General features: G+C 65.2%; 22 protein-coding genes. 9 read left to right on the forward strand and 13 right to left on the reverse strand.

What is annotated here, in order from left to right; all coding sequences use genetic code 11:
• The first annotated feature begins 42 nt into the window (after nucleotides 1–42).
• The 3 genes from JQ566_RS08390 (at nucleotide 43) to JQ566_RS08400 (ending at nucleotide 2398) form a co-directional block, all read left to right on the forward strand.
• Nucleotides 43–1071: an NAD(P)/FAD-dependent oxidoreductase gene (locus JQ566_RS08390; protein ID WP_212371785.1), complete on the forward strand. Its 1029-nt coding sequence runs from the start codon at nucleotides 43–45 to the stop codon at nucleotides 1069–1071.
• 104 nt (nucleotides 1072–1175) lie between these two features.
• Nucleotides 1176–1763, forward strand: coding sequence for a DUF2147 domain-containing protein (locus tag JQ566_RS08395; protein ID WP_212371786.1), 588 nt, complete (start codon nucleotides 1176–1178; stop codon nucleotides 1761–1763).
• Between the two features lie 281 nt (nucleotides 1764–2044).
• The gene (locus JQ566_RS08400) at nucleotides 2045–2398 is read left to right on the forward strand and encodes a hypothetical protein (protein WP_212371787.1); all 354 of its coding nucleotides are present in this window, start codon (nucleotides 2045–2047) and stop codon (nucleotides 2396–2398) included.
• A gap of 57 nt (nucleotides 2399–2455) precedes the next feature.
• On the opposite strand, the gene JQ566_RS08405 is transcribed toward JQ566_RS08400, so the two are convergent.
• The 3 genes from JQ566_RS08405 to JQ566_RS08415 form a co-directional block, all read right to left on the reverse strand.
• On the reverse strand, nucleotides 2456–2725 hold the full coding sequence (locus JQ566_RS08405) for a hypothetical protein (RefSeq protein ID WP_249139331.1): 270 nt from the start codon (nucleotides 2723–2725) through the stop codon (nucleotides 2456–2458).
• A gap of 189 nt (nucleotides 2726–2914) precedes the next feature.
• Entirely contained in the window at nucleotides 2915–4279 is a 1365-nt protein-coding gene (locus tag JQ566_RS08410) for a sensor histidine kinase (protein WP_212371789.1), read from the reverse strand.
• Nucleotides 4276–4956 carry a response regulator transcription factor gene (locus JQ566_RS08415; protein ID WP_212371790.1) on the reverse strand — a complete coding sequence of 227 codons (681 nt, stop codon included), beginning with the start codon at nucleotides 4954–4956 and terminating at the stop codon, nucleotides 4276–4278. The genes JQ566_RS08410 and JQ566_RS08415 overlap by 4 nt, the downstream gene beginning before the upstream one ends.
• 343 nt (nucleotides 4957–5299) lie before the next feature.
• Between JQ566_RS08415 and JQ566_RS08420 the strand changes: the two genes are divergently transcribed.
• Complete coding sequence (locus tag JQ566_RS08420) at nucleotides 5300–6187, forward strand: MipA/OmpV family protein (RefSeq protein WP_212371791.1); 888 nt, start codon at nucleotides 5300–5302, stop codon at nucleotides 6185–6187.
• Nucleotides 6188–6193: 6 nt separating this feature from the next.
• A complete protein-coding gene (locus tag JQ566_RS08425; RefSeq protein ID WP_212371792.1) occupies nucleotides 6194–6934 on the forward strand; it encodes a hypothetical protein in 741 nt (246 codons plus the stop codon).
• Between the two features lie 112 nt (nucleotides 6935–7046).
• On the opposite strand, the gene garD is transcribed toward JQ566_RS08425, so the two are convergent.
• The 7 genes from garD to JQ566_RS08460 all read right to left on the reverse strand — a co-directional run bounded on the left by garD (nucleotide 7047) and on the right by JQ566_RS08460 (nucleotide 17136).
• On the reverse strand, nucleotides 7047–8588 hold the full coding sequence (garD, locus tag JQ566_RS08430) for a galactarate dehydratase (RefSeq protein ID WP_212371793.1): 1542 nt from the start codon (nucleotides 8586–8588) through the stop codon (nucleotides 7047–7049).
• Between the two features lie 119 nt (nucleotides 8589–8707).
• The gene (locus JQ566_RS08435; RefSeq protein WP_212371794.1) at nucleotides 8708–10156 is read right to left on the reverse strand and encodes an aldehyde dehydrogenase family protein; all 1449 of its coding nucleotides are present in this window, start codon (nucleotides 10154–10156) and stop codon (nucleotides 8708–8710) included.
• Between the two features lie 24 nt (nucleotides 10157–10180).
• Complete coding sequence (gene gudD, locus JQ566_RS08440; RefSeq protein ID WP_212371795.1) at nucleotides 10181–11539, reverse strand: glucarate dehydratase; 1359 nt, start codon at nucleotides 11537–11539, stop codon at nucleotides 10181–10183.
• Nucleotides 11540–11563: 24 nt separating this feature from the next.
• Nucleotides 11564–12508, reverse strand: coding sequence for a 5-dehydro-4-deoxyglucarate dehydratase (gene kdgD / locus JQ566_RS08445; RefSeq protein ID WP_212371796.1), 945 nt, complete (start codon nucleotides 12506–12508; stop codon nucleotides 11564–11566).
• Between the two features lie 123 nt (nucleotides 12509–12631).
• Nucleotides 12632–13537 (reverse strand): LysR family transcriptional regulator, encoded by a 906-nt coding sequence (locus JQ566_RS08450; protein ID WP_212371797.1) that lies wholly within the window; start codon nucleotides 13535–13537, stop codon nucleotides 12632–12634.
• A gap of 480 nt (nucleotides 13538–14017) precedes the next feature.
• Entirely contained in the window at nucleotides 14018–15970 is a 1953-nt protein-coding gene (locus JQ566_RS08455; RefSeq protein ID WP_212371798.1) for an SGNH/GDSL hydrolase family protein, read from the reverse strand.
• 83 nt (nucleotides 15971–16053) lie between these two features.
• Nucleotides 16054–17136, reverse strand: a complete 1083-nt coding sequence (locus JQ566_RS08460; RefSeq protein WP_212371799.1) for a lysylphosphatidylglycerol synthase transmembrane domain-containing protein — start codon at nucleotides 17134–17136, stop codon at nucleotides 16054–16056.
• A 429-nt stretch (nucleotides 17137–17565) separates the two neighbouring features.
• Here JQ566_RS08460 and JQ566_RS08465 point away from each other — a divergent pair, with 429 nt between their 5' ends.
• Both JQ566_RS08465 and JQ566_RS08470 read left to right on the forward strand, forming a co-directional pair.
• Entirely contained in the window at nucleotides 17566–18072 is a 507-nt protein-coding gene (locus JQ566_RS08465) for a YciE/YciF ferroxidase family protein (protein WP_212371800.1), read from the forward strand.
• Between the two features lie 235 nt (nucleotides 18073–18307).
• Entirely contained in the window at nucleotides 18308–20707 is a 2400-nt protein-coding gene (locus JQ566_RS08470; protein WP_212371801.1) for a bifunctional diguanylate cyclase/phosphodiesterase, read from the forward strand.
• Between the two features lie 90 nt (nucleotides 20708–20797).
• Here the strand turns inward: JQ566_RS08470 and JQ566_RS08475 are convergent, their stop codons facing one another.
• Complete coding sequence (locus JQ566_RS08475) at nucleotides 20798–21232, reverse strand: hypothetical protein (protein ID WP_212371802.1); 435 nt, start codon at nucleotides 21230–21232, stop codon at nucleotides 20798–20800.
• Between the two features lie 65 nt (nucleotides 21233–21297).
• Between JQ566_RS08475 and JQ566_RS08480 the strand changes: the two genes are divergently transcribed.
• Nucleotides 21298–21879, forward strand: coding sequence for a hypothetical protein (locus JQ566_RS08480; RefSeq protein WP_212371803.1), 582 nt, complete (start codon nucleotides 21298–21300; stop codon nucleotides 21877–21879).
• A gap of 13 nt (nucleotides 21880–21892) precedes the next feature.
• Here the strand turns inward: JQ566_RS08480 and JQ566_RS08485 are convergent, their stop codons facing one another.
• Nucleotides 21893–23236 (reverse strand): aminotransferase-like domain-containing protein, encoded by a 1344-nt coding sequence (locus JQ566_RS08485; protein ID WP_212371804.1) that lies wholly within the window; start codon nucleotides 23234–23236, stop codon nucleotides 21893–21895.
• A gap of 188 nt (nucleotides 23237–23424) precedes the next feature.
• Here JQ566_RS08485 and JQ566_RS08490 point away from each other — a divergent pair, with 188 nt between their 5' ends.
• The gene (locus JQ566_RS08490; RefSeq protein ID WP_167407195.1) at nucleotides 23425–23661 is read left to right on the forward strand and encodes a DUF1127 domain-containing protein; all 237 of its coding nucleotides are present in this window, start codon (nucleotides 23425–23427) and stop codon (nucleotides 23659–23661) included.
• A 1501-nt stretch (nucleotides 23662–25162) separates the two neighbouring features.
• Here the strand turns inward: JQ566_RS08490 and JQ566_RS08495 are convergent.
• Nucleotides 25163–25588 (reverse strand): universal stress protein, encoded by a 426-nt coding sequence (locus JQ566_RS08495; protein WP_061883091.1) that lies wholly within the window; start codon nucleotides 25586–25588, stop codon nucleotides 25163–25165.
• Nucleotides 25589–25619 lie beyond the last annotated feature (31 nt).

Here is a 25619-nt window from a genome sequence, read left to right on the forward strand (position 1 = left end):
AAAGGGCTCCGTCCAACCGATAACGACCGATAAAGAGACGACATGAGCGACGTGATCAAAACCGATGTGCTGATTATTGGCGCCGGCCCCTGCGGTCTGTTCGCCGCCTTCGAGCTCGGCCTTCTCGACATGAAGGCGCATTTCGTCGACATCCTCGACAAGGTCGGCGGCCAGTGCGCCGAGCTCTATCCGGAAAAGCCGATCTACGACATTCCCGGCATTCCGCAGGTCTCGGGGCAGGGGCTCACCGACGCGCTGATGGAGCAGATCAAGCCGTTTCACCCGACCTTCCATCTCGGCGAGATGATCGAGACCGTGGAGAAGATCGGCGATCCCGCGTTCCGTTGCACCACGGACACGGGCAAGGTGTTCGAATGCAAGGTGGTGGTGATCGCGGCCGGCGGCGGCTCATTCCAGCCGAAGCGGCCGCCGGTGCCGGGCATCGAGGCCTATGAAGGCACGTCTGTGCATTACGCCGTGCGCAAGATGGAGACGTTCCGCGACAAGAACGTGCTGATCGTCGGCGGCGGCGATTCAGCGCTCGACTGGACGCTCAACCTGCATCCGCTGGCCAAGCGCATCACGCTTCTGCACCGGCGCGACGAGTTTCGCGCTGCGCCCCACAGCGTCGAGCAGATGCGCGCGCTGGTTGCCGGCGGCAAGATGGATCTGCGGCTCGGTCAGGTCACCGCGCTCTCCGGCACTGACGGCAAGCTCACCGGCGCGACCGTCAAGGGCAATGACAACAGCGTGAGCGAAATTGCCTGCGACACCATGCTGCCGTTCTTCGGGCTGACCATGAAGCTCGGCCCGGTGGCGAACTGGGGCATTGCGCTGGAGAACAATCTGGTGCCGGTCGAGACATCCGCGTTCGAGACCAACGTATCAGGCATCTTCGCGATCGGCGACATCAACACCTATCCCGGCAAGATCAAATTGATCCTGTGCGGCTTCCACGAGGGCGCGCTGATGTCGCAAAAAGCCCATCGTTATGTTTATCCGGAGAAGCGGCTCGTGTTCCAGTACACGACCTCGTCCTCCAGCCTGCAAAAGAAGCTCGGCGTCCACTGACGGAACGCAGCGGGGGGCGATGCCCCATGTTTCTGGTGCTGGAACCGTTCGCGAAATCGCCGTAGTCTGCGGCCATTCCGGTCGTGGAATAGCAAGGTGATCTAATGCGGAATTTTTCCAGCTTTCGGCTGCTCTCCTTCCTGGCGTTCGCATTGTCGCTCGCGACGGTGACGCCGTGTGTGGCGCAGACCGCCGAGCCCACGGCGGCGGGCCTCTGGCAGAAGGTCGAAGACGGCAGGACAGTCGGATGGTTCCTCTTCGTCGATCGCAACGGCGTCTTCGAAGGCGTGATCGCCAAGACCTTCCCGCGGCCAACCGACAATCCGAACGAGGTCTGCTCCAAGTGCACCGACGATCGCAAGAACGCGCCGGTGCTCGGCATTTCGTTCGTCCGCAACATGAAGCGCGAAGGATTGAAGTACGAGGGCGGCAACGTGCTTAATCCGCGCGACGGTCAGATCTGGAAGGCCAACATGCGGGTCAGCCCCGACGGCCAGACCCTGACGCTGCGCGGCTATCTCGGTTTCGCACTGCTCGGCAAGGATGAGACCTGGGCGCGCCTGCCGGATGCCTACATGGCCCAGGTGGATCCTGCCATCGTGGCAAAATACCTGCCCGCGCAGGCTGCCGCCGCGAAGCCGCCGGCGCCCGCGGCGAAGAAGGGCGGCGCGATGGCGCCGGCGAAGCAGTAAGGGCGTACGTCGCGCACTGCGCGGCCTCAATAGCTCTAGCTTTGGCGCAGGGTCCTTCCCCGCCACCGGGTCTCCAGCCTGTGCGGCCATCTTCGCCGAGAGGCGAACACGTGCCAGACCCGCTCCAGTAGTTCCCCGGAATGCGCGCTGGCGCTGGATTTGCATAGCTGTCGGCAAAGCTGCTGGGGGAGCGAGTCGCCGTCTCCACGCCTGCCGCGCACCATGCGGAGGGCGGACGGCAGCGTTTGCCCCGCGGCGATCACTTCGACCGCGGAGACAACATGAGAGCAATATCGTGTGCCGCCACGCTGCTGGGATCGATGGCGCTATTGGCTACAGCGGCGTTGGCGCGCGACGACGGCCGCTACGCCAACTCGCCATTAAAACCCTGGTTCGAGAGCCTGCATAGCGAATTCGGGCAATGCTGCTCCGATGCCGACGGCTACGTCATTGCCGACGTCGATTGGGAGTCCGATCGCGGTCACTACCGCGTGCGCATCGACGACGAATGGGTCGTGGTGCCCGACGGTGCGGTGATCACCGTGCCGAACAAGATCGGCCGCACCATGGTGTGGAAGCACTATGTCGACGGCCATCCCCGCGTGCGCTGCTTCATGCCGGGCAGCATGACGTAGGCGTGCGTGCCATTCCGGTCGGCGCGGAGCGCCGAGCCCGGAATGACAAAGCGAAGCTTAGTGTGCCTGGCTTTCCGAACCCGCGCTCGCGAGCTGCTTGATCCGCGGCGACAGCACCGACACCTGCGCGGGCGAGGCGGGCATGCCGGCGACGGTCATCGCAGGGCTTGCCGACTGCTCCTCGACGCCGGCGCCGCCGAGCACCTGCACCTGCGTCGCCGTGATCGGAAACGACGTCACTTCGTAAGAGGGGAGCTCAGCGGCGAGCGCGGTGGCCGAGCTCGCAATCATGGCGCCGGCAACGGCAATCATCGAGAGAACACGCATTGGAAAATCTCCGTGGAAGATGTCAATCGGAGGTTTGGTCGCCTCGATGCCGAAACAGGTTCGCTCGCATGCGAACATTCCCGTCGCCTTCGGCGCAGATATTGGTTGCTTGATGCGAAAGGACGAAACGCGGAAGAAGTTTTTCGCACCAATGTTTCCGGACGGTTTCGCCGAAGCGCCGATGCCCGCCTAACGCTCTTGCAGGTCAAGCTGCGGAGATTTGACCGAGGCGGCGGCCGCAGGAAAGCGCAGGCGCATCGTCGTGCCGCAGCCGGGCGCGGAAGCGACGATCAATTCGCCGCCGTGAGCGGCCATGATCTCGCGGACGATCGACAGGCCGAGGCCCGCGCCGTTGCCGGCGGCGTTGCCGGTTTGAAACGGCTCGGTCAGCCCGTGTTCGGCGCCATCGGGCAGGCCCGCGCCGTCGTCGTGAATCGAGATGCCATCGCTACCGAGCGTGGCGACGATGCGCCGCGCGCCATGGGCGTGGATGAGCGCGTTGCCGACGAGATTGGCAAGCGCGCTGCGGACCGCAGCGTCCACGCCCTGCACCATGAATGGACCTTTCCCGTCCTGCTCCAGCGCAAGCTCGATGCCGGCGTCCAGCGCCGAGGGGCCGAAATCGGCCAGCACATCCAGCGTGATCTGGGCAAGATCGATCGGCCGCTTCGCGATCGCATGATTTTGCAGGCGCGCGAGGTCGAGCATGGCCGAGACCAGCGAGGTGAGACGGCGGACGTCGCGCACCAGCTCGGCCTTCAGGGCCGGATCGGGCACGTCGTCGATCTTGGCGCGCAGCAGCGTCAGCGGCGTACGGAGCTGATGGGCGGCATTGCCGAGGAAGCGGCGCTGCATCCGGATATAGGCGTCGATCTCGCCGAAAGCTCGGTTCAGCGCCTCGACCAGGGGCTTCAACTCGGAGGGGACCTCCGACAAGGATATCAGGCCTTGTGGCGCCGACGGATCGATCGCGAGCGCGCGGCGTGCGACCCGTTCGATGCCGCGCGAGACGAAACGTGCAGCAAGCGCCGAGCCGATGGCGACGGTCGCCGCAAAGGCCAGCGCCACCAGCAGGATCGAAGAAATCCTGTTGACAAGGAAGTTCCCGGCCATTCGTCCGAAGCGGACCTGAGGCTCGCCGACCATCGTCGTGAGCTGCAAGGAGCCCCGTTGCGCAACGGCGAGACAGAACGTGCTCTTTTGGTCGTGGGTGCTGAAGACGGACAGGCCGACCGGCCCGCGATAGGGGAATGCGAAGGGGAGAGGCGGCCGGTGCTCGCTCCCGTACTCGCTGACGAGATCGCCGATGGATACGACGTACCAGAGGTTTGGACTGTCGGCCTTCAATTCCTCGAGCGCGGGAGTCGGACGTATCGTCAGGTTTTGCCCATCGGTATCAGTGGCACGATCGAGAACGGCGGCCACGACCCGGCAGGCTCTGAACTCGCGTTCCTCCAACGGGTACCTCGAGACGAAGATCGCGACCATGATCAGAAAGATCGCTGTGGCGGCGATGCCGAGCGAGAACGCAAAGGTTCGGGCGATCGACCTCATCGCGGCGTTGCCAGCCGCAGGATGTAGCCGATGCCCCGCATGCTGCGGATCTCGACGTCGCCGCCGAGCTCGGCCAGTTTCTTCCGCAGGCGCGAGACCTGCGCTTCGAGCGTATTGGACTCGATCTCGTCGTCGAAGCCGTAGATCTCCTCGATCAGGGCGGCGCGGGTGATGACGCGGTCGCGCCGCATCAGCAGCGCACCTAAGATCAGCGCCTCGCGCCGGCGCAGCAGGATCTTGGTGTCGGCGACCACCGCCTCGTTGCTGCCGAGATGCAGCTCGACATTGCCGAGCGACAGCACCGATGGGGCGAGCAGCCGGGGCCGTCGCAGCACCGCGCGCACGCGCGCAATCAGCTCCTGCGGTTCGAACGGTTTGCCGAGATAGTCGTCGGCGCCGCCATTGAGGCCTTCGACGACGTCCTCCTTCGTGTCCTTGGACGTCAGCATGATGATCGCGGGCCGTTCAGCCGACCGGCTCAGTGCCGTAACCACCTGGAGTGCATCTCCGTCGGGCAGCATCCGGTCGACGATCGCAAGATCATATTTGAAATTGTCCAGTGCCTGGCGCGCATCGGCGATCGAGCCGACGAGGTCGACGATACCGTGCAATTGCCCGAGCAGGCGGCTGACATAGGCGCCGATCTGTGGTTCGTCTTCGATCACGAGGGAGCGCACGCGGGTCGTCCTTGACTCTGCTGGGGCAACAAAACCCTGACCGTGACGCTCCCTGGCCGAAGTCTGGCGTTTCGGCTCGTGCGCAAGGGTTCCCATTAAGGCAGCGAGCTTGGCGAATAAAAGGCAGGAACGGGAGGGCTGACTGGCGCTGGCCGTCGAAGTTTTGGAGCTCGAGCGCGGCGCTGCAATGTTGGGGCAATGTTGGTCCGGCGGCGCATCTGGTGCGCGGAATGTCGCAGGGGCGGTCGCCCGTTGCAATCTTGGGGCAATTTTGCCGGACCACATGCTGAGCTCCTAACCACACCAGTCGACTCGGCCAGCAAGGCCGGTCCGGGGCCCTGAAATGAAGCATATCGACGAAGCCGCTCTCCGCCTCACGGTGAAGGCGCGGCGGACGACCGCCTGTCTCGCTGCACTCGGTGCGACCATGGCGTCTGCGCAATCCGCATCGGCGCAAACCGCGTTCACGCTGCCGGCTCCGCCATTCGAGCTGCCGATGCTGCCTTCGCCGTCCGGAAGCTGGACCGTCATGGTCGGTATCGGCGGCGAATACACGCCTGATTTCGTCGGATCGAAGAACAGCAAATTTCGTCCGATCCCGATCTTCACCATCCGCCGTGCCGGATCGATCGACCAGTTTCGCGGGCCCCGCGACAGCGCCAGCATCGCGTTGCTCGACGTCGGCAATTTTCGCGCGGGCCCAGCGTTCAAATACGTCTCCTCGCGCAAGAGCGACAAATATGCCGAGCTGACCGGCCTCGGCAATGTCGACGCCGCATACGAGCTCGGTGGTTTCGTCGAATATTATCCGGTGGACTGGCTGCGCCTGCGCAGCGAGTTGCGCCAAGGTGTGGGCGGCCATACCGGCACGGTCGCCGACGTCTCCGCCGACGTCATCGTCCCGCTGATTCAACGGCTGACGATCTCGGCCGGCCCGCGCTTCACCTGGAAGAGCACCAAGGCCACCGCGCCGTATTTCGGCGTCGATGCCGCTCAGGCGCTGGCATCAGGGCTGCCGATGTATGACGCCAGGGGCGGTGCGCACTCGGTCGGCTTCGGCAGCCAGATCTCCTACCGCATCAATCCGCAGTGGGAGGTCCACGCCTATGTCGAGTACGAGAAGCTGCTCGGTGACGCCGCGGACAGCCCGTTGGTGAAGCTGCGCGGATCGTCGAACCAGACCACCGTCGGTGTCGGGGCGTCCTATTCGTTCGATTTCAGGATTCGATGAGCCGTCATGCGCCGCATTGCTTTTCTATGGGTTGGACTCGCGGCCGCTTGCATCGCCCTCGGCGCCGCCGCGGCGTTCGAGACGCGCGCGAGCCGACTTCAGGCGATCAAGACCGTCGGCATCATCTCGGCGATCGGCGAGGAGATGAGCCTGACACGAGCCGGCCTGACCGGGCTCGGCGATGCCGCGCAAAGCGCCTCGATCAGCGCATGGGGGCTGGACGAGCTGATCGTCCAGCAGGCGACGAGGCTCTTGAGCGGACGCTTTCGCGTGCAGCCGGTGAATTACAGGCGCGCCGCGTTCGCTGCCGTCAGGGATTCGGCGGTTGCGCCCGTCAACCTCCTGCGCAGCGATCCGTTCAAGGAATTGGTTCGCAGCGATATCGCGCCGCAGGGGTTGGACGCGTACATCGTCATCACCCGCGCGAGATCGAAGCTTGGCAATGGACGCAACGTCGAGGGCGTCGGGCTCGCCGAATACCGGACGCTGCTGGCCGACTACGGCCTGATCCACGCGCTGTACGAAGTTCGCGTCATCGACGGCAAGACGTTCGACGTGATCGAGAAGCGCGCGGCCGCACCGCTCGACAACACCGGGACCGTGCGGATTGCCGGCCCGAGCGGACCGGTCGACGAGACGTTTGGCGGTCCGGCTTCGAGCGAGCGATTGCGCGCGGCGATTGCGGACCTGATCACGCGTAGCCTGCCCGTTACGCTAGGCGATATGCACTTGATTGACGGTCAATGAAGCCACTTGGCCGCTAGAGGCATTTCCGTTCCGATGGAATCGGAACGGGGCCCCTTTTTGTTTTGACGCGTTTTCTTTACGCGAACCGATACCCACTTCGCTTGAAAACGCTTTAGGTCACCGGCGCCGGATTGAATAGCGTCAGATCGTTGTGGATGCCCCAGCGGTCCGACCACGGCTTGGTGCGGCCGGAGGCGACATCGAGCATCAGGCGGAACAGGTCCCAGCCGCATTCCTCGATGGTCTTCTCGCCGGTGGCGATGCTGCCTGCGTCGAAGTCGATCAGGTCCTTCCAGCGCCGCGCGAGCTCGCTGCGGGTCGCGACCTTGATCACGGGCGCTGCCGCGAGCCCGTAGGGCGTGCCGCGGCCGGTGGTGAACACCTGCAGCGTCATGCCGGAGGCGAGCTGCAGCGTGCCGCAGATGAAGTCGCTTGCGGGCGTCGCCGCGAACAGCATGCCCTTCTGCGTCGCTTTCTCGCCGGGCGACAGCACGCCGGTAATGGCGGAGGAGCCGGACTTCACGATCGAGCCGAGCGACTTCTCGACGATGTTGGCAAGGCCGCCCTTCTTGTTGCCGGGCGTGGTGTTGGCGCTGCGGTCGGCGCCGCCGCGGGCGAGATAGGAATCGTACCAGGCCATCTCGCGCACCAGGGCGCGGCCGACATCCTCGTTGATGGCGCGCCGGGTCAGCAACTGGATGGCGTCGCGCACTTCGGTGACTTCCGAGAACATCACGGTGGCGCCGGCGCGCACCAGGAGATCGGCGGCAAAGCCGACGGCGGGGTTTGCGGTGACGCCGGAGAAGGCGTCGCTGCCGCCGCATTGCAGGCCGATGACGAGATCGGAGGCCGGGCAGGTCTCGCGCTTGCGGGTGTTGAGCACCTTCAGCCGCGCTTCGGCCTGGGTCATGATCGCATCGACGATCGCACCAAAGCCGTCGAAGGCCTCGTCCTGCATGCGGACGATGGCATCGTTCACACCTTCCGGCACCAGGCGCTCCGGCGCAAGCTTCTCGCAGCCGAGGCCGACGACCAGGATCTCGCCGCCGAAATTCGGGTTGAGCGCGAGGTTCTGCAGGGTGCGGATCGGCACGACAGCGTCGGGCGCGGTGATGGCGACACCGCAGCCATAGGCATGCGTCAGCGGTACGACGTCGTCGACGTTCGGGTACTTCGGCAGCAGCTCGGCGCGGATGCGCTTCACCGTATATTCCATCGTGCCCTTGACGCATTGCACGGAGGAGGAGATGCCGAGGATGTTCTTGGTGCCGACCGAGCCGTCCGGGTTGCGGTAACCCTCGAAGGTGAAGCCTTCGAGCGGCGGCAGCGGCGCGGGGACGGCGGTGGAGATTTCCAGCTTGTCGAGGGCAGGGGCCTCCGGCATGCGGATGCGCGCTTCGTCCACCCATTCGCCGGCCAGGATCGGCGACAGCGCGTAGCCGATGATCTCGCCATAACGGATGATCGGTGCGCCTTCCGCGATGTCGACCAGGGCGGTCTTGTGTCCCTGCGGCACGAAGGCGCGCAGCGTCAGGCCGCTGGCAAAGCGGGAGCCGGCGGGGAGCCCGAAATCATTGACCACGATCGCGACGTTGTCGCGCTCGTTGAGCTTGATGTAACGGGGCTGCTCTTTCGCTGCGACGTCCTGGTCCATGAAAGGACTCCGGATTTGTAGAAATCGTAGGGTGGGCAAAGGCGCAACGCGCCGTGCCCACCATCTTCATACCGTACGTAAGCGGTGGGCACGCTTCGCTTTGCCCACCCTACGATATCTCACCCCGGATACGTATAAGCCGTCTTCACCGTGGTGTAGAACTCGCGGGCATAGGAGCCCTGCTCGCGGGCGCCGTAGCTCGAGCCCTTCCGGCCGCCGAACGGCACGTGATAGTCGACGCCGGCGGTCGGCAAATTGACCATCACCATGCCGGACTCGCTGTTGCGCTTGTAGTGCGTGGCGTATTTCAGGCTGGTGGTGCAGATGCCGGAGGCGAGGCCGAACTCGGTGTCGTTGGAGATCGCCAGCGCTTCTTCGTAGTTCTTGGCGCGGATGACGGCGGCGACCGGGCCAAAAATCTCCTCGCGTGCGATGCGCATGTTGTTGTTGGCCTCGGTGAACAGCGCCGGCTGCAGGTAGTGGCCGGGGTTCTCGCGCTTGAGCAGCTCGCCGCCGAAGGCGAGCTTGGCGCCCTCGTCCTGGCCGATCTTGATATAGCGCAGGTCCTGGTCGAGCTGGTTCTGGTCGACCACCGGGCCGATATGCACACCGGCCTTGAGCGCGTCGTCAACCGACAGGCCCTTCAGCCGCTCGGCCATCGCCGCAACGAAGCGGTCGTGGATGCCTTCGGTGACGATCAGGCGGGACGAGGCGGTGCAGCGCTGGCCGGTCGAGAAATAGGAGCCATTGACGGCGACCTCGACGGCGGTCTTGAGGTCAGCGTCGTCGAGCACGACCAGCGGATTCTTGCCGCCCATCTCGAGCTGGAATTTCTTCATGGGGTTCGAGAGCACGCAGGCCTGCGCGATCTTGCGCCCCGTCTGCACCGAGCCGGTGAAGGAGATCGCGGCGACATCGGGATGGTCCAGCAGGGTCTGGCCGACCACGGAGCCGGAGCCGACCACGAGGTTGAACACCCCGGCGGGAATGCCGGAACGGGTGATGATCTCGGCGAGCGCATGTCCAGAGCCAGGCACCAATTCGGCCGGCTTGAACACGACGGTGTTGCCATAGCAGAGCGCCGGGGCGATTTTCCAGGCCGGGATCGCGATCGGGAAATTCCAGGGCGTGATCATGCCGACGACGCCGACCGGCTCACGGGTAAGCTCGACGTCGAGGCCGGGGCGAACGGAAGCGCCCTTCTCGCCGATCAGGCGCAGCGCTTCACCGGCGAAGAACGCAAAGATCTGGCCGGCACGCGCGACCTCGCCGATGCCTTCCGGCAGGGTCTTGCCTTCCTCGCGCGCGAGCAGGCGGCCGAGCTCTTCCTTGCGGGAGAGAATCTCGGCCGAGATCTTGTTCAGCGCGTCATAGCGCTCCTGCGGCGTCGAGCGCGCCCAGGCGGGGAAGGCGGCCTTGGCCGCTGCGATCGCCTTCTCGGTCTGCGCCTTGTCGGCCTTGGCGTATTCGCCGACGAGGTCGTTGGTGTTGGAGGGATTGATGTTCTTGGTGACGCCGGAGCCGTCGACCCACTCGCCGCCGATGAAGTTCTTCAGGATCGCAGTCATCTCGTTCCTCCAAAGGAAGTGTTCTTAACGCACCAGGCAGGGACGCTTGTCGTCGAAGGTCCAGCCGGGGATCAGGTCCTGCATGGCCATAGCGTCATCCCGGGCGCCGAGTCCATGCTTCTTATAGAGTTCATGCGCGGCGTCGATGGCCGCCCTGTCGATTTCGATACCCAGGCCCGGCCTGTCGGGCACGGCGATCTTGCCGCCCTTGATCTGGAGCGGCTCCTTCGTCAGCGCCTGGCCGTCCTGCCAGATCCAGTGGGTGTCAATCGCAGTGACCTTGCCGGGGGCCGCGGCGCCGACATGGGTGAACATGGCCAGCGAAATGTCGAAATGGTTGTTGGAATGCGAGCCCCAGGTCAGGCCGTTGTCACGGCAGGTTTGGGCGACGCGCACCGAGCCTTGCATGGTCCAGAAATGGGGATCGGCCAGCGGGATGTCCACCGACCCTAAGCGCAGCGCATGGGAGAGCTGCCGCCAGTCGGTAGCGATCATGTTGGTGGCGGTCGGCAGGCCCGTGGCGCGGCGGAACTCGGCCATGATTTCGCGGCCTGAGAAGCCGGCCTCGGCGCCGCAGGGATCCTCGGCATAAGCGAGGATGCCATGCATGTCCTTGCAGAGGCGGATCGCCTCATCCAGCGACCAGGCGCCGTTCGGGTCCAGCGTGACGCGCGCGTTGGGGAAGCGCTTTGCGATGGCGGTGACGGCCTCGATCTCCTGCTCGCCGCGGAGCACGCCGCCCTTGAGCTTGAAATCGGCGAAGCCGTAATGGTCGTGGGTGGCCTCCGCGAGCCGCACAACGGTCTCGGGCGTCATCGCCTCCTGGTGGCGGAGATTGAACCATTCCGCCTTACCGGTCTCGCCGGTGACGTAGTCGAGCTTCGACCTGCGCCGGTCGCCGACGAAGAAGAGATAGCCGAGCGTCTCGACGCTCGTGCGCTGCTGCCCCTCGCCGAGCAGTGCTGCGACAGGAAGCCCAAGGTGCAGGCCGAGCAGATCGAGCAACGCGGACTCAACGGCGGTGACCGCATGGATCATCACGCGAAGATCAAAAGTCTGCTTGCCGCGGCCCCCGGCATCGCGGTCGGCGAAGGCGGTGCGGATGTCGGCCAGGATGTTGTTCATCGCGCCGACGGTCTTGCCGATCACGAGATCGCGGGCGTCCTGGAGCGTCTGCCAGATCTTCTGTCCGCCCGGCACCTCGCCGACGCCGGTGTGGCCGGCATTGTCGGTGAGGATGACGATGTTGCGGGTGAAGAACGGCGCATGCGCGCCGCTCAAATTGAGGAGCATGCTGTCGCGGCCTGCGACCGGGATCACCTGCATCGCCGTGATAACAGGTGCGCCGGCGACTGACGCGCCAGAAATCTCGGTCCGGGCCATCGCACGCTCCTCCCTGTTGTCTTGTTATTCTGCAGCCTGTTGTGACGATCGTGCGGCGGGCAGCTTCTTCACCAGCGCGGTCAGCTCCGCGATCTCCGGCTCGGTGAGATCGGTCAGCGGCGGACGGACCGGGCCGGAATCGCGGCCGATCACCTTCATGCCGGCCTTGATGATCGAGACCGCATAACCCCTCTTGCGGTTGCGGATCGCGATCAGCGGCAGAATGAAGTTTTTGAGGCCCGCATGGATGGTCTCATGCTCGCGCTTGCGCACGGCGGCGTAGAAGTTGGTGGCGAATTCCGGCACGAAGTTGAACACGGCCGAGGAATAGGTGGTCACGCCCATGTCGAGATAGGGCAGCGCAAACGTCTCCGCGGTCGGCAGGCCGCCGATATAGGTCAGGCGGTCGCCGAGCTTGGTGTAGACGCGGGTCATCAGCTCGATGTCGCCGATGCCGTCCTTGTAGCCGACGAGGTTCGGGCACCGCTCGGCGAGGCGCGCGAGCGTATCGGGCTGGAGGATGGCGTTGTCGCGGTTGTAGACGATGACGCCGATCTTCACGGAGGCACAGACCGCCTCGACATGGGCGGCAAGGCCGTCCTGCTCGGAGTGGGTGAGATAGGGCGGCAGCAGCAAGAGACCGTCGGCGCCGGCCTTTTCCGCACCGATCGCGATCTCGCGGGCGATCGCTGTGCCGTAGCCGGTGCCGGCGAGCACGGGCACGCGGCCCTTGGTCTCGTCGACGGCGACCTTGACGATTTGCGGAACCTCTGAGGGCGTCAGCGAGAAGAACTCGCCGGTGCCGCCGGCGGCGAACAGGCCGGCGACGTCATAGCCGCACAGCCAGTCCATGTTGGCGCGGTAGGTCGCCTCGTCGAAGGAGTAGTCAGCCTTGAACGGCGTGACGGGGAAGGACAGGAGGCCCGATCCGATCTTCTGGGCCATTTCCTGCGGGGTCATCTTGCTCACGGGCGCTGCTCCCTTCGTGCGTGTTGTGGAGGACGCAAGCCTGCGCGTCCATGCGCCGTGGTTTAGGAGACCGTTCGATGCGCGTCCAAGCCAAAGCCTATATCGACCGATGCGGATTGAGCATCAATCCTCCGTCAGCTCCGCGGAGGACAATTCGCCGGCGATCTTGACCAGCGCCGACAGCAGCGGATTCTCGTCCTCGCGCCGCCACACCATGAACAGCTCGACGGGAACGCGGGTGCGCAGCTTCAGCGGGCGCAGCCGTACGTCGGAGATCTTCAGGCTCGCGGCTGCGGCCGGCACGATGGCAAGGCCGAGGCCGGCGCGCACCATCGCGAGGATGGAGTGGATCTGGCTGAGATGCTGAACGTAGCGCGGCAGCACGTCGGCGCGGGTGAACAGCGCCACCAAGAGGTCGTGGAAGTAGCGGCTCTCATAGGGCGAGTACATCACGAAGGGCTGGTCGTCGAAATCCTTGATGGTGATGCTGTCGGCGTTCGCCAGCGGATGTCTCTTCGGGATCGCCGCGAGCAGGGGCTCGGCGACGACGCGGCGGCTGGTCAGCTCGGGCCGCGCGATCGGCGGCCTCAGCAGGCCGGCGTCGATCTGGCCCGAGGTCAGCGCCTCGAATTGGTCGCCGGACACCATCTCCTTCAGCGAGAAGTCCACCTCGGGCAGCTTGGCGCGGCAGGCGGCGACGAGCTCGGGCAGGAAGCCGTAGGCGGCGGCCGCGGTGAAGCCGATCTTCAGCGAGCCGGTCTTGCCGAGCGCGATGCGGCGGGCGACCTGCGAGGCGCTCTCGGCAAGCTTGAGGATACGCCTCGCCTCCGGCAGGAAGCTGCGTCCCGCGGGCGTCAGGCGCACCGAGCGGCTGGTGCGCTCCAGCAGCGACGCGTCGATGATGTGCTCGAGCACCTGGATCTGCCGGGACAGCGGCGGCTGGGTCATGTTCAGCCGCGCAGCGGCGCGGCCAAAATGCAATTCCTCCGCCACCGTGACGAAACAGCGGAGCTGGTTGAGGTCGAACATCGATACATGCCTTAGATGAATAAGGCGTTTCCCCGGCACTTCTAGCATCGATCATCCCCAAAACAAAGACGGCGGCCGTGAAGCCGCCGTTGAGTTGCCTGTCCCGCTCCGGTTGTCCCGGAGCGCTCAGGAGGAACGTTTCAGCACGACCCGTTCGATCCTGCCGACGACGAACCGGCAGCAATCGCGGCGGTCCGTTCAAAGCTCGAATGTTTCCTCACCGCGAGTCGTAGAGGCGCGCGGCAGGGTGTCCAAGTCTAAGGGGGTATCGATCGATACCGTTTTTGGATTGATTGAAGGGCGGGAGCGGGAACGACCGGGGTGTTGGCAAACGTGCCCGCCACGCACACCGCTGTCATTCCCCGCGAAGGCGGGGAATCCAGTACGCCGCGGCGTTTCGATTCATCACAACCGTTACGGAGTACTGGATCGCCCGATCAAGGCGGGCGATGACCACCGAGGGTGTAGATGCAGCGCGCGTTACTGCTGCGCACTCGGCAGCAGCTGCGGCAGAAATCCGCGCGTCACGTTCGGCGGCACCGCATCGAGCCCGAGCACGGCGCTCGCGGCCGGCAGCGCCGCATCCGCCATCGCGGCATGACCTTCGGCGCTCGGATGCACCGCGCCGCCATAGACGGCGGAGAGCACGCCCCAGGTCGCGTCGTGAATGTCGGTCGGCTGGCTCGCCGCCGGCAAGCCTTGCGGATAGGTCATCGCAGCAAAATAGCTGTCATTGGCGTCGCGGATCCAGCGCGCGCGGGGCAGGTAGGCGCGATATTCCGAGGCGCCGCGGCCGCACAGCATCGGCTGGCTCGCCGCGCTGACGATATCGGGGTTGAAGCTTTGGCCGTTCCCGGCAAAGCAGCTGCGGTCGAATTCGGGATCGTTACCCGAATGGGCGCAGAAGCCGTGATCGGCGAACGCGGCCTGATGCGCGTCGACGAAGGTCATGCGGTCGGCCTCGGGATCGCGGCACAGCGCGCCACGGGTGCAGGTGGCGAGCCCCTTCAGCTGCGGCAGGAATTCCGTGTCGACGAAGGTGGAGACGCGGGCGAGGCGCTGCGGATCGGCGTTGAAGGCCGGATGGATATCGAAGCCGGCACGGCCGCCGCGGCAGGGCGCGCCGCCGTCGCCGAGCGCAGGATTGGCGTAGGAGACATAGACCACGTGCGAGAGGTCGCCGCCGACGAGCAGCTTCAGCGCCTCGCGCAGCTTGACGAAGTTCTGCGGCAGCTCGCGCTGTAGCGAATCGCGGGAATCATCGACGCTCGCCATCACGCCGGAGCGGCGGAACAGCGCGCGCTCGGTCGCGGTGTCGACGATGACGTCGGCGACCAGGCCGGAGAAATAGACGTCGTTGGCGCCGACCGACAGCAGCACGAGATCGAGCGTGCGGTCGGGCTGGCGCTTCTTTGCCGCGGTGACTGCCTCGCGCAGCTCGGCGACCTGGGCGGTCACGCTGGTGTTGCAGACGCCGGTCTTGCCGGGCGGGCATTCGCGGGCGCGCTGCGAGCCGAGCAGGCCGTCGCCAATGCTGGCGCCGGTGCAGGCGAGCGGCAGGTAGGTGACGGCGATGTGGGTGTAGCGCACCGCGAGCGCCAGCGCGGTGCGCGTCTGGTAGCTGTATAGCGAGCGGTGGCAGGGCGCGTTGAACCAGAGCGCGCTGTAGCGTTGCCAGTTGGCGAGCGTATCCGGCGCCTCGCAGGCGCGCCCGCCCTTGAAGCCGTGGCGGCTCGGCCGGTAATACTGCGCGCCGGCGGTGCCGAGATAGGAGCGGAAGCAAAAGCCTTCGTCCGACAGCGCCAGCGGCCGGTCCGGATTGCCCTCGCCGGAGGCGATGCTGTCCCCGAGGCCGGCGACGAAGATGTCGCGGACCTGGATCTCGGTCTGGACGCGCTGGGTCGGATCGGAGCCGGCGGAGACATCGACGGTCGCAACCGTCTGCTTGCCGTAGCGGACGCGCAAATTGATCGGCTCGGCGCAGTCGAAGGTCGAGGCTTGCGGTCCGTCGCCGTCATCGAACGACCAGGCGCAGGTGGCGCCGACCGGCACCGCGCCGGTCAGGCGCACGGTCACCGGATGATCGATCGGCGTGATGTAATTCTCTTTGACGTTGTCGCGGGTGCAGGGCTGGTTGACCCGGCCCTGGAGGTCGATGCACAGGCGGTTGACCATGTTGCGGGCCCAGCCGCGGCCCTCGCTCTGCAGCTCCAGCGATTGTTCAGCGGCAAGGATGCTGCGGTTACGCGCGTTCTCGACATGGAGCAGGAAGTCGCGCTCCTCGCGGAACAGCCGGAAGCGGTTACGCACCTCCCAGCTGATCTGTATGGTGCCGGCGTCCTGAGCGGCGGCGCGTTCGGCCGGCAAGGCCGTCAGAATCGCGGCAAGCAGCAGAGCGCTTGCGGCGATGGTACGAAGGGATAGAGGGATCATGGCGGGGTCTTCAACGGCAAAGTTGAGGCGGAAATAAGAGAGCATTGCTCCGCCGCCCGCAACCTTTGTCTGGGCCAGCCGCCTTAACGCTTGTTGGCCTGCCGCAGCAACCGCTCGCGCTCCATCGGCGTCACTTGCTTGGGCAGGTTGGCCTGCGCGCAGGCCTCCGCCAGCCGCCGCCGCTCCTGCCATGGCTCGACCACGTTCATCCAGAGCTCGCGCGTGCCCATGATGGAGATGGCGAGGCCGAACGGAATCACGAAATAGAGGATACGGAACACCAGCAGCGTTGCCAAAAGCTGTTCGCGGCCGAATTCGGGCAGCGCCACCAGCATGGCGGCATCGAACACGCCGATCGAGCCGGGCGCGTGGCTGGCAAAGCCGATCAGGGTTGCCAGAATGAACACGACGGCGAGCGACATGAAGTCGATCGGCGGGTTGGCCGGCATCAAGAGGTACATGGCCGTGGCGCAGAAGCCGAGATCGACCACGCCGATCAGGATCTGCACCAATGTCAGCGGTGCCGATGGCAGCACCACCTTCCAGCCTTTCTGGCCGAGCTCGCGGCGCTTCTCGCCCATGCAGAGCCAGACCAGATAGGCGCCGATCGAGGCGAGGCCGCCGAGCGCGATCAGGCGGTTGATCGACGATGGGAGCTGGTCCATCGAGGAGGCGGCATCCGGATGGATGGCCATGCCGATCGAGAGCACGAAGATGTTACCGAGCCAGAAGGTCAGGCCCGACAGGAAGCAGATTTTCGCGACGTCGATCGCGTTCAGCCCGTAGTCCGAATAGATCCGGAAACGGATCGCTCCGCCGGTGAAGACGGTGGCGCCGATGTTGTGGCCGATCGAATAGGACGTGAAGCTGGAGAGCGCCGCGATGCGATAGGGCACGTGCTTCTTGCCGATCGTTCGCAGTGCAAAAAAGTCGTAGAAGGTCAGCGTACAGAACGCGAAGAAGACGCAGATCGCCGCCAGCCCGATACTGCCGCGGGGAATCTCGGTCAATGCGGTCAGGATGACCCCGGTATCGATGCCCTTGAGGGTCCGCACCAGCGTGGTGATCGCGAAGGCGATGATGAAGACGCTTGCGGCAATGCCGAGCCGTCGCCAGCCGATCCATCTCTTGAAGCCGCGTTTCAGCGCGGGCAGCAGTCCGTGCATTCATCCTCCCGGCGGGGGGCAAAGACCGACCGGGCCAGGCATTGGCCGGTCGGGCGCGATTACGGCCAAAGCAAGCATCGATCGCTAGGCATGATCCAGCTCATTTAAGGCAAAAACAGCGGCTTGTGCAGCCCTTGACAACAATAGGTTCTGCGTTGGACCGGCCACTTTTGTCATACGCGGTTCATATCGGCTGCGCGTTAAGCATATGAGTCGTGAAACCGGCCCCGCTCGCGCGCTTGGTGTGCCGACATGATTTCAAGTCCTGGCGCCGTCCGCATTGTTCCAGCGCAAGCGGTTATCGGCCTGTTTGGAACGCCGATGCCGCGTGCCCGTTAGGCTCCATCAGCAATCGAACATGGCGGAATCATGCGGCTTCTCGTGCAAGCCGGCGCCTCCGTGTTCCCAAAACCCGAGAGGATCGGAACGATGGGACTGTTCACAAAGGACATCAAGACCATGAACGACCTGTTCGTGCATCAGCTTCAGGACATCTACTACGCCGAGCAGCAGCTCACCAAGGCGCTGCCGAAGATGGCGAGCAAAGCCACCGATCCGCAGCTGAAACAGGGCTTTTTGACGCACCTTGAGGAAACCAACCAGCACGTCACACGACTTGAGGAAGTGTTCAGGATGCACGGCGTCGCCGTGAAGGCGGTCGATTGCCCGGCCATCGACGGCATCATCGAGGAAGCCGACGAGACCGCCGGCGAGGTTGCCGACAAGGCTGTGCTCGACGCGGCGCTGATCAATGCGGCCCAGGCCGCCGAACACTACGAGATCGCCCGCTACGGCAGCCTGATCGCCTGGGCCAAGCAGCTCGGCCGCAACGACTGCGCGGCGGTGCTCGCCAAGACGCTCGAGGAAGAAAAGGCGACCGACAAGAAGCTGACGAAGCTTGCGGAGAGCAAGGTGAATCTGCGCGCGGCGAGCTGAGGACGTCCAGTTGACAAGCGCCGCACGGTGGTCCGCGCGGCGCGTTGTCTCTCGCTTCATCCGCTGTCATGCCCCGCGAAAGCGGGGGCATCCAGCCGGCATGATCGCCTCGGGGCGAGGATGAACAATGCGAGCGATCACACACATCTTCCATTCACCATTCCCGAAACAGTTTGTAGCCGGTTACCGATCGTCCATCTCTGTCGGGTGAAGTGCCGGTCGATAGGGGCCGGCAATGCATCAAGTTCTCTACTGTCTCACCGACGAGCATGACTGGCGACTGGTCGCCCTTGGCGGCGCGGTGTGCCTGCTCGCCAGCGCGGCGGCGATCAGCCTGTTTCAGCGCGCACGCGCCACGCACGGCCCCGGGCGTCTGGCCTGGATTGCCCTGGATGCGGCCGTCAGCGGATGCGGCATCTGGGCGACGCATTTCATCGCGATGCTTGCCTACGGGCCGGGCGGCGCCGGCGCCTACAACATCCCCGTGACAATTCTCTCGTTGATGCTTGCGATCTCCGTGACCTTCGTGGGGTTGAGCCTCGCCGTAGCGTCCTCGCGCCCGGTGTGGATCGTTCTCGGCGGCGCCATCGTCGGCACGGGTGTCGCGGCGATGCATTACACCGGCATGGCGGCGCTGGAGATGCCGGCACGGGTGGATTGGATCGGAAGCACGGTTGCCGCCTCGGTGCTGTTCGGCATCATCTTCGCAGCGCTCGCGCTGTTCGTGGCTGCCCGAGGCGACGACATTCGTCATGCGCTGAGCGCGACTGCCTTGCTCACGGTCGCCATCGTCGCGCATCACTTCACCGCGATGGGCGCTGTGCTGCTGACGCCGGACCCGACGCTCGCGATCAGCGGGCTCTCCATTCCACCGGCCTCGCTGTCCTTCCTCACTGCCAGCGCCGCTGTCGCGATCATCGCCATTGCGCTCGTGGCCGCGCTGCTCGACCGCCGCGCCAAGGGCGAATTGGGCCGCCAGCAGATCGTGTTGGACTGCGCGCTCGAGAACATGTCGCAGGGGCTGTGCATGTTCGACGCCGACGGCAAGATCATCCTGTTCAACGAGCGCTACGCCGCGATGCTCCGTCGTACCGACATCCTGCTCACCGGCCGGCTACTGGTCGATGTGTTCAGGGAAGAGCAGGCCAAGGGCCAGTGGCAGGGCGACGCCGATGAATTCTTCGCGCGCCTCATCGCTGACGCACGCGAGGGCCGCACCACGACCGACGTCGTCAACCGGTTCGGCCGCTCCATCCGGGTCGTCAACCAGCCGATGCAGGGCGGCGGCTGGGTTGCGACCTTCGAGGACATCACCGAATGGCTGGAGGCACAGGCCAAGATCTCGCACATGGCCCGCCATGATGCGCTGACCAGCCTGCCGAACCGGGTGCTGTTTCACGAAGAGCTCGAGCAGGGGCTGCGTCGGACCAAGTCGGGCGACCAGCTCGCCGTGCTTTGTCTCGATCTCGATCACTTCAAGGACATCAACGACTCGCTCGGCCATCCCATCGGCGATGCGCTGCTCAAGGAGGTCGGCCGCAGGCTGAAGGCCACCGTCGGCGAGCACGACACCGTGGCGCGGCTCGGTGGCGACGAGTTCGCGGTGGTCCAGATCGGACGTTCCGAGGAGACCGCTGCGAGGTCCCTTGCCGAGCGCCTCGTCGAGGTGATCTCGGCGCCTTACGAGATCGACGACCATCAGATCGTGATCGGCGTCTCGATCGGCATCTCGCTGTCGCCGCAGGACGGCAGCAATCCGGACGAGCTGTTGAAGAACGCCGATCTTGCGCTCTACCGCGCCAAGGCGGATGGCCGCGGCACCTATCGCTTCTTCGAGACCGGCATGGATGCGCGCGCTCAAGCGCGGCGCCTCTTGGAAATGGATCTGCGCGCGGCGCTGCAACGCGACGAGTTTCAGGTCTATTATCAGCCGATCCGTGACGTCGCCAGCGGTCGCGTCGTTGCCTTCGAGGCGCTGTTGCGCTGGAACCATCCGCAGCGCGGGCTGATCGCGCCCATCAACTTCATTCCGCTCGCCGAGGAGACCGGGCTCATCGTTCAGCTCGGTGAGTTCGTGCTGCGCTCCGCCTGCACCGACGCAGCCACCTGGCCCGACGACGTCGATGTCGCCGTCAATTTGTCGCCGGTGCAGTTCAAGAGCCCGAACCTGATAGCGTCCGTGACCGAAGCATTGGCCGCCTCGGGACTTGATGCGTGCCGTCTCGAGCTCGAGATCACCGAATCGGTGCTGCTCCAGAACAGCGAGGCGACGCTCGCGACTCTCCACGAGCTGCGCGCCATGGGCGTGCGGATCTCGCTCGACGATTTCGGCACCGGCTATTCGTCGCTGAGCTACCTGCGGAGCTTCCCGTTCGACAAGATCAAGATCGACCGCTCCTTCGTGTCGGAGCTGGCGACGCGCGAAGATTCCATGGCGATCATCCGTGCGGTGACCAGCCTCGGCCGCAGCCTCGGCATCGTCACCACGGCGGAAGGCGTCGAGAACGACGTGCAGCTCGAGCTGCTCCGGCGCGAAGGCTGCACTCAGGCGCAGGGTTATCTGTTCAGCAAGCCGCGGCCGGCGTCCGACGTGGCGATGATGCTGGACCGCCCGCGGCTGCGCGCGTCGGCGTAAGGAAGGCTATTGTTTGAGCGTGATCTCCGCGCAAACGCGTTCCGCGTTTGTCGCGAGGGAAAACCGCTTCGCACTTTTCCGGATCATGCTCTAGCCGCGGCGCAGTGCGAAATGCGCGCCGCAGAACGCCATCACGGCACCGAGGCACAGGGCGGCAAGCCCGGCGAGCACGCCCGAGACGGTCGGGATCGGGCTCGGCGCCGAGGCCGCCTGGCCCGCCCCCGCAAGCAAGAGCACGCCGACCGCGATCAGGAACTGCCGCATCCGCTGCGGGATCTGTCCGGAGACGGCGCTCTGCATCAGGCTCGCCGTGAAATAGCCGCCGGAGAAGCCGACCGTGGCGATCAGCCACCAGGCGATCGCCGCGCCCGCGGGGATGAATTCATGCGCGTCGGAACGCCAGAGGCCGCCGAGGTCGAGACCGTAGCGCGCGCCCAGCATGTGCACCGCGAGCGCGAGCAACACACCGGAGATCATTGCGGCGCCGAGAATCAGGCGGCGCGGAAAATAGGTCGTCTCAACCATGCCTCGCTTGTAGGATGGGTGGGGGCGATCGCGCAAGCCGATCGCGAATGGGATCAAGGATCGATATGCGGGGAGCTGAAGCTGGTTCGGCCACGAGCTACGCCTACAAGGCCTCGCTGATCGGCTCGGCGCATCGCTTCGAGCTGACGGAGGAGGGATTGTCCTGGCACATCGCCGGACGCTCCGGCCTGTGGCGCTACGACGAGATCTCGGCGATCCGGCTGTCGTTCCGCCCGGTGTCGATGCAGCAGCACCGCTTTCGCGCCGATGTCAGCCGCGCCGGCGGCGGCCGCATCGCGATCCTGTCGACGAGCTGGCAGACCGCGGCCCTGATGGCGCCGCAGGACAGCGGCTTTCGCGATTTCCTCATCGAGCTCCATGCGCGGATGGCGAAAGCGGGCAGCCGCGCCGAATTGACCGCAGGGCTCGGCCGCAAGACCTATGCGGCGGTGCTGGCGTTCCTGGCGGTGCTCGCCGTGGCGATGGCGGGCCTCCTGATCCGCGCCCTGGTGATCGGGGAATTCGCCGGCGTGCTGTTCATCCTCGGCTTCGCCGCGCTGTTCGCCTGGCAGGTCGGTGGCTTCGTCCGGCGCAACCAGCCGCGGAGCTACAGTTTTGATTGCGTGCCGAGGTCGCTGCTGCCTTAGTCTTCACAGCACGCTACTCCGTCGAGTCGAAATCCTCTTCCTTGGTGCCGAGCAGCGAGACGATGGTGCGCAGGCCGGAATCGAGCTGCTCGGGCGAGGGCGGGGCGAGGGCGAGCCGCACCGCATTCGGCGCGTGACCATGCGCGATCGCGAAGGTCGAGGACGGCGTCAGCGCGATGCCGCGCCTTGCTGCTGCGGCGACGAAGGTTTGCGAGCGCCAGTGCGGCGGCAGCGTCAGCCAGAGATGATAGGAGCGCGGATCGGCGGCGAGCTGGTAGCCGGCGAGCAGCCTTGCGGCGGTCTGCTGGCGGCGCGCCGCGTCGATGCGCTTCAGGCGGGTCAGCTCGGCGACGGTGCCGTCGGCCATCAGGCGCTGTCCGGCCGCCAGCGCGTGGCCGGAGGCGATCCAGCCGCCGGTGCGGACCGCGCTCATCACGCTTTCACGCAAGTGAGGCGGCGCGACCAGGATGCCGAGCGCAAGGCCCGGCGCGACCTTCTTGGACAGGCTGTCGATCACGATGCAGCGGTCGGGCCCGAGCGCGGCCAGCGGCGTGTCGTCGGCGAGAAAGCCGTAGACGGCGTCCTCGATGATGGTGAGATCGAGCTTTTCGGCAACGCGCATGATGTCGGCGCGCCGCGCCGCGTTCATGGTGACGCCGAGCGGATTCTGGATGATGGGCTGCAGATACAGCGCCGACAGATGGGCCTCGCGATGCGCCTTCTGGATGGCGTCGGGCCGCGCGCCGAATTCGTCCATCGGGATCGGGACCAGCGTCACGCCGAGCCGCGCGGCGATGCTCTTGACGTAAGGATAGGTCAGCGCCTCGACGCCGCAGCGGCCGCCGGTCGGAACGAGCGCCGCGAGCGCGGCGGCGAGCGATTGCTTGCCGTTGGCGGTGAAGAAGATCTGCTCGGCCTGGGGCGCAAAATCCTTGCGCGCGAGATAGGCGGCGGCAGCAACGCGCGCGCTCTTGGTGCCGGTGCTGGTCGAGACGCGCAGCGCGGATTCGAGCGCGTCGATGCGCTCGAGCCCCGCAAGGCTCTTGGCGATCATCGCCCATTGCTGCGGCAATAGCGGATAATTGACTTCGAGATTGATGCGCGCATCGGCCGGCTCGCGCATCGTTTCGACTTCACGCCTGACGTCGCCGGAGATGAACGTGCCGCGCCCGACCTCGCCGACCACGAGCCCGCGGCGGAGCAATTCCGTATAGACCCGGCTCGCGGTCGAGACCGCGATGCCGCGGTCATAGGCAAAATTGCGCTGCGGCGGCAGCCGGTCGCCGGGCCTTAACGTGCCGTTAGTGATGTCGGCTGCAATGGCATCGGCAAGCTTCACGTACTCGAACTTGGACATTATTGCACCGAGAGCAATGTTTTACTTGCTCCGAGAAGTGTACTGGAGCATTTAAGTTCCATCAAGTTCCGCGATTGAGCCGAGGGGAGCGAGAGCAATCCGATGGCAAAATGAGGTGCAGGCGCCCACAAGCGTCCGCGCCAATGGCACCTGCTTCGCCGCGCGGGACGACAGGCCGGAGAAGAAGAATGACCACGATCTCGCAAACTGCCGGGCGGAGTTTACGCCCATCCTCGTCGGGCGGATTTTTCACTGCGCTCGCCCATGCCGCCTCTGCGCTGTTCAATCGCCTGGAGCGCCGCTCCGCCGTCAAGACGCTGAACGAGCTCGACGACCGCGCCCTGCGCGACATCGGCATCACGCGCAGCCAGATCGAGGATGCGGTGTACGGGCAGTTCAAGACCGAGCTGTCGCGGTATTTGTAAGGTGCATTCTCGTGTCCCGGACGCGCTGCAACGCTCTCGGCGTTGCTGCGCTGAGCCGGGACCCAGCGGACCGCACTCGCTGATGCATGGGCCCCGGCTCTGCGGCGCATCACTTCGTGCTGCGCAGCGTCCGGGGCAAGCGAGCTCGTGGGCACAGCTGTTTCCATACCGTCATTGCGAGCCAACGGGTCCGCGCGAAGCGCGGCCCGATGACAGGCTCCGCGAAGCAATCCAGAATCCCTCGGCGGAGGCAGTCTGGATTGCTTCGTCGCATCAGCGCAAAATTGCTTCGTAATTTTGTCGCGGGCTCCTCGCAATGACGGAGTGTGTGGCGATAGCGCGCATCCCTCTCGTGTCCCGGACGCGCCGCAGCGTTCTTACGCTGCTGCGCAGAGCCGGGACCCAGGACGCCGCGGTACTTGCTGCAGCATGGGCCCCGGCTCTGCAGCGCATCGTCGAAGAGACGCTGCGCTGCGTCCGGGGCACCAGAGTAGAGTTTTCGTACACAGCTGTCTCAACGTCGTCATTGCGAGCGCAGCGAAGCAATCCAGAAATGCATCCGCGGAAAGATTCTGGATTGCTTCGCTGCGCTCGCAATGACGGAGTGTGTGGCAGAAAAATCGCCCTCCAAATGCTGCTGTCATTCCCCGCGCAGGCGGGGAATCCAGTACGCCGCGGCCTTTCGGCTCAATCACTGCCGTCTCGGAGTACTGGATCGCCCGGTTAAACCGGGCGATGACAGCGAGTGTGTCGTCGCAGACGTGCATATGCATCCTCGCGGCGCATCTCGCCCGAGCTTTGCTTCATCTCTTCACCCTCAAATGAAAGAGGGCGCAGGGAAGGCCGGGAGCCGGCTGGCACCCGCGGTCCACTGTGCGAAAGGCAGTAGCGAAATCTGCACAGCGGCATACAGGTGAAGCCAGGACATCCCGGCCTTCCCTGCGCAGTGGTTTTACGGCTTATGTCGCGCTCTCCCCGGGGAGCGATGCACTATTGCCCCCGTCGCCTTGCGGATGACTGATGCGCGTGCCCGGTCGGGCCGCCACATCACCGCAAGACTTGGCGCACAGACCCCGGGCGCCAGGACCACACGATTTCGCCGTACGCCGATCACACCGGTCGTGTGCGCGAGGTCTTTGCTCACGGTTGCCCGCCCTGCAAAACCCTTCGCGCCGATGTCACCTGCGTCCACCGCCGCCCAGCCCGCGTTCGTGACGATCGCGATACGCCCCTCTTCCTTGGGCCGGGTTGCGTGCACTATCCGCCAATTCCGAAATTCGGTAAAGCGGAATATTTTTGGCGGCACGTATTGACCGACCGTTTGGGTGTTTTGCCTGTCGGGCAACGCAAGGGATTGTAGCTGCGTAGGGTGGGTTAGCCGAAGGCGTAACCCACCTCTTCTGCCGCAGTGGAGACTAAATCGGTGGGTTACGCCGAGCGGTCTGCGCTTCGCGCAGTCCGCACGGCTAACCCACCCTACGAGACCGGGCTACGACGACACTCAATGCCTCACCACCAGCACCGAGCACTTGGCGTAGCGCACGACGTGTCCGGCGTTGGAGCCGAGGAAGTAGGTGCGCATCGCCGGCCGGTGCGAGGTCATCACGATCAGGTCGGCCTTCATATTCGCGGCTTCCTCCAGGATCTCGTGATAGATGCCGCCCTGGCGCACCACGCTGGAGATGCGGGAAGGCTCGATGCCGGATTCGCGTGCGACGATGGCGAGGGCTTCTTCCGAGGTCTGGCGCTGCTGCTCGTCGAAATCGGCCGGCACGTATTCGGCCAGCATCACCGGCGTCATCGGCAGCACGTTGAGCAGGCGCACCGTGCCGCTCCAGGTCTGAGACAACGTCGCTGCAGTCGCGATCGCCGGCTTGGCGAGATCGGTATCGGCGAGGTCGATGGGCACGAGGATGGACTTGAACATCTGCGCCTCCAAATCTTTCGATCAGCACGTC

Source organism: Bradyrhizobium sp. SZCCT0231 (assembly GCF_018130245.1).
Taxonomy (GTDB): domain Bacteria; phylum Pseudomonadota; class Alphaproteobacteria; order Rhizobiales; family Xanthobacteraceae; genus Bradyrhizobium; species Bradyrhizobium japonicum_F.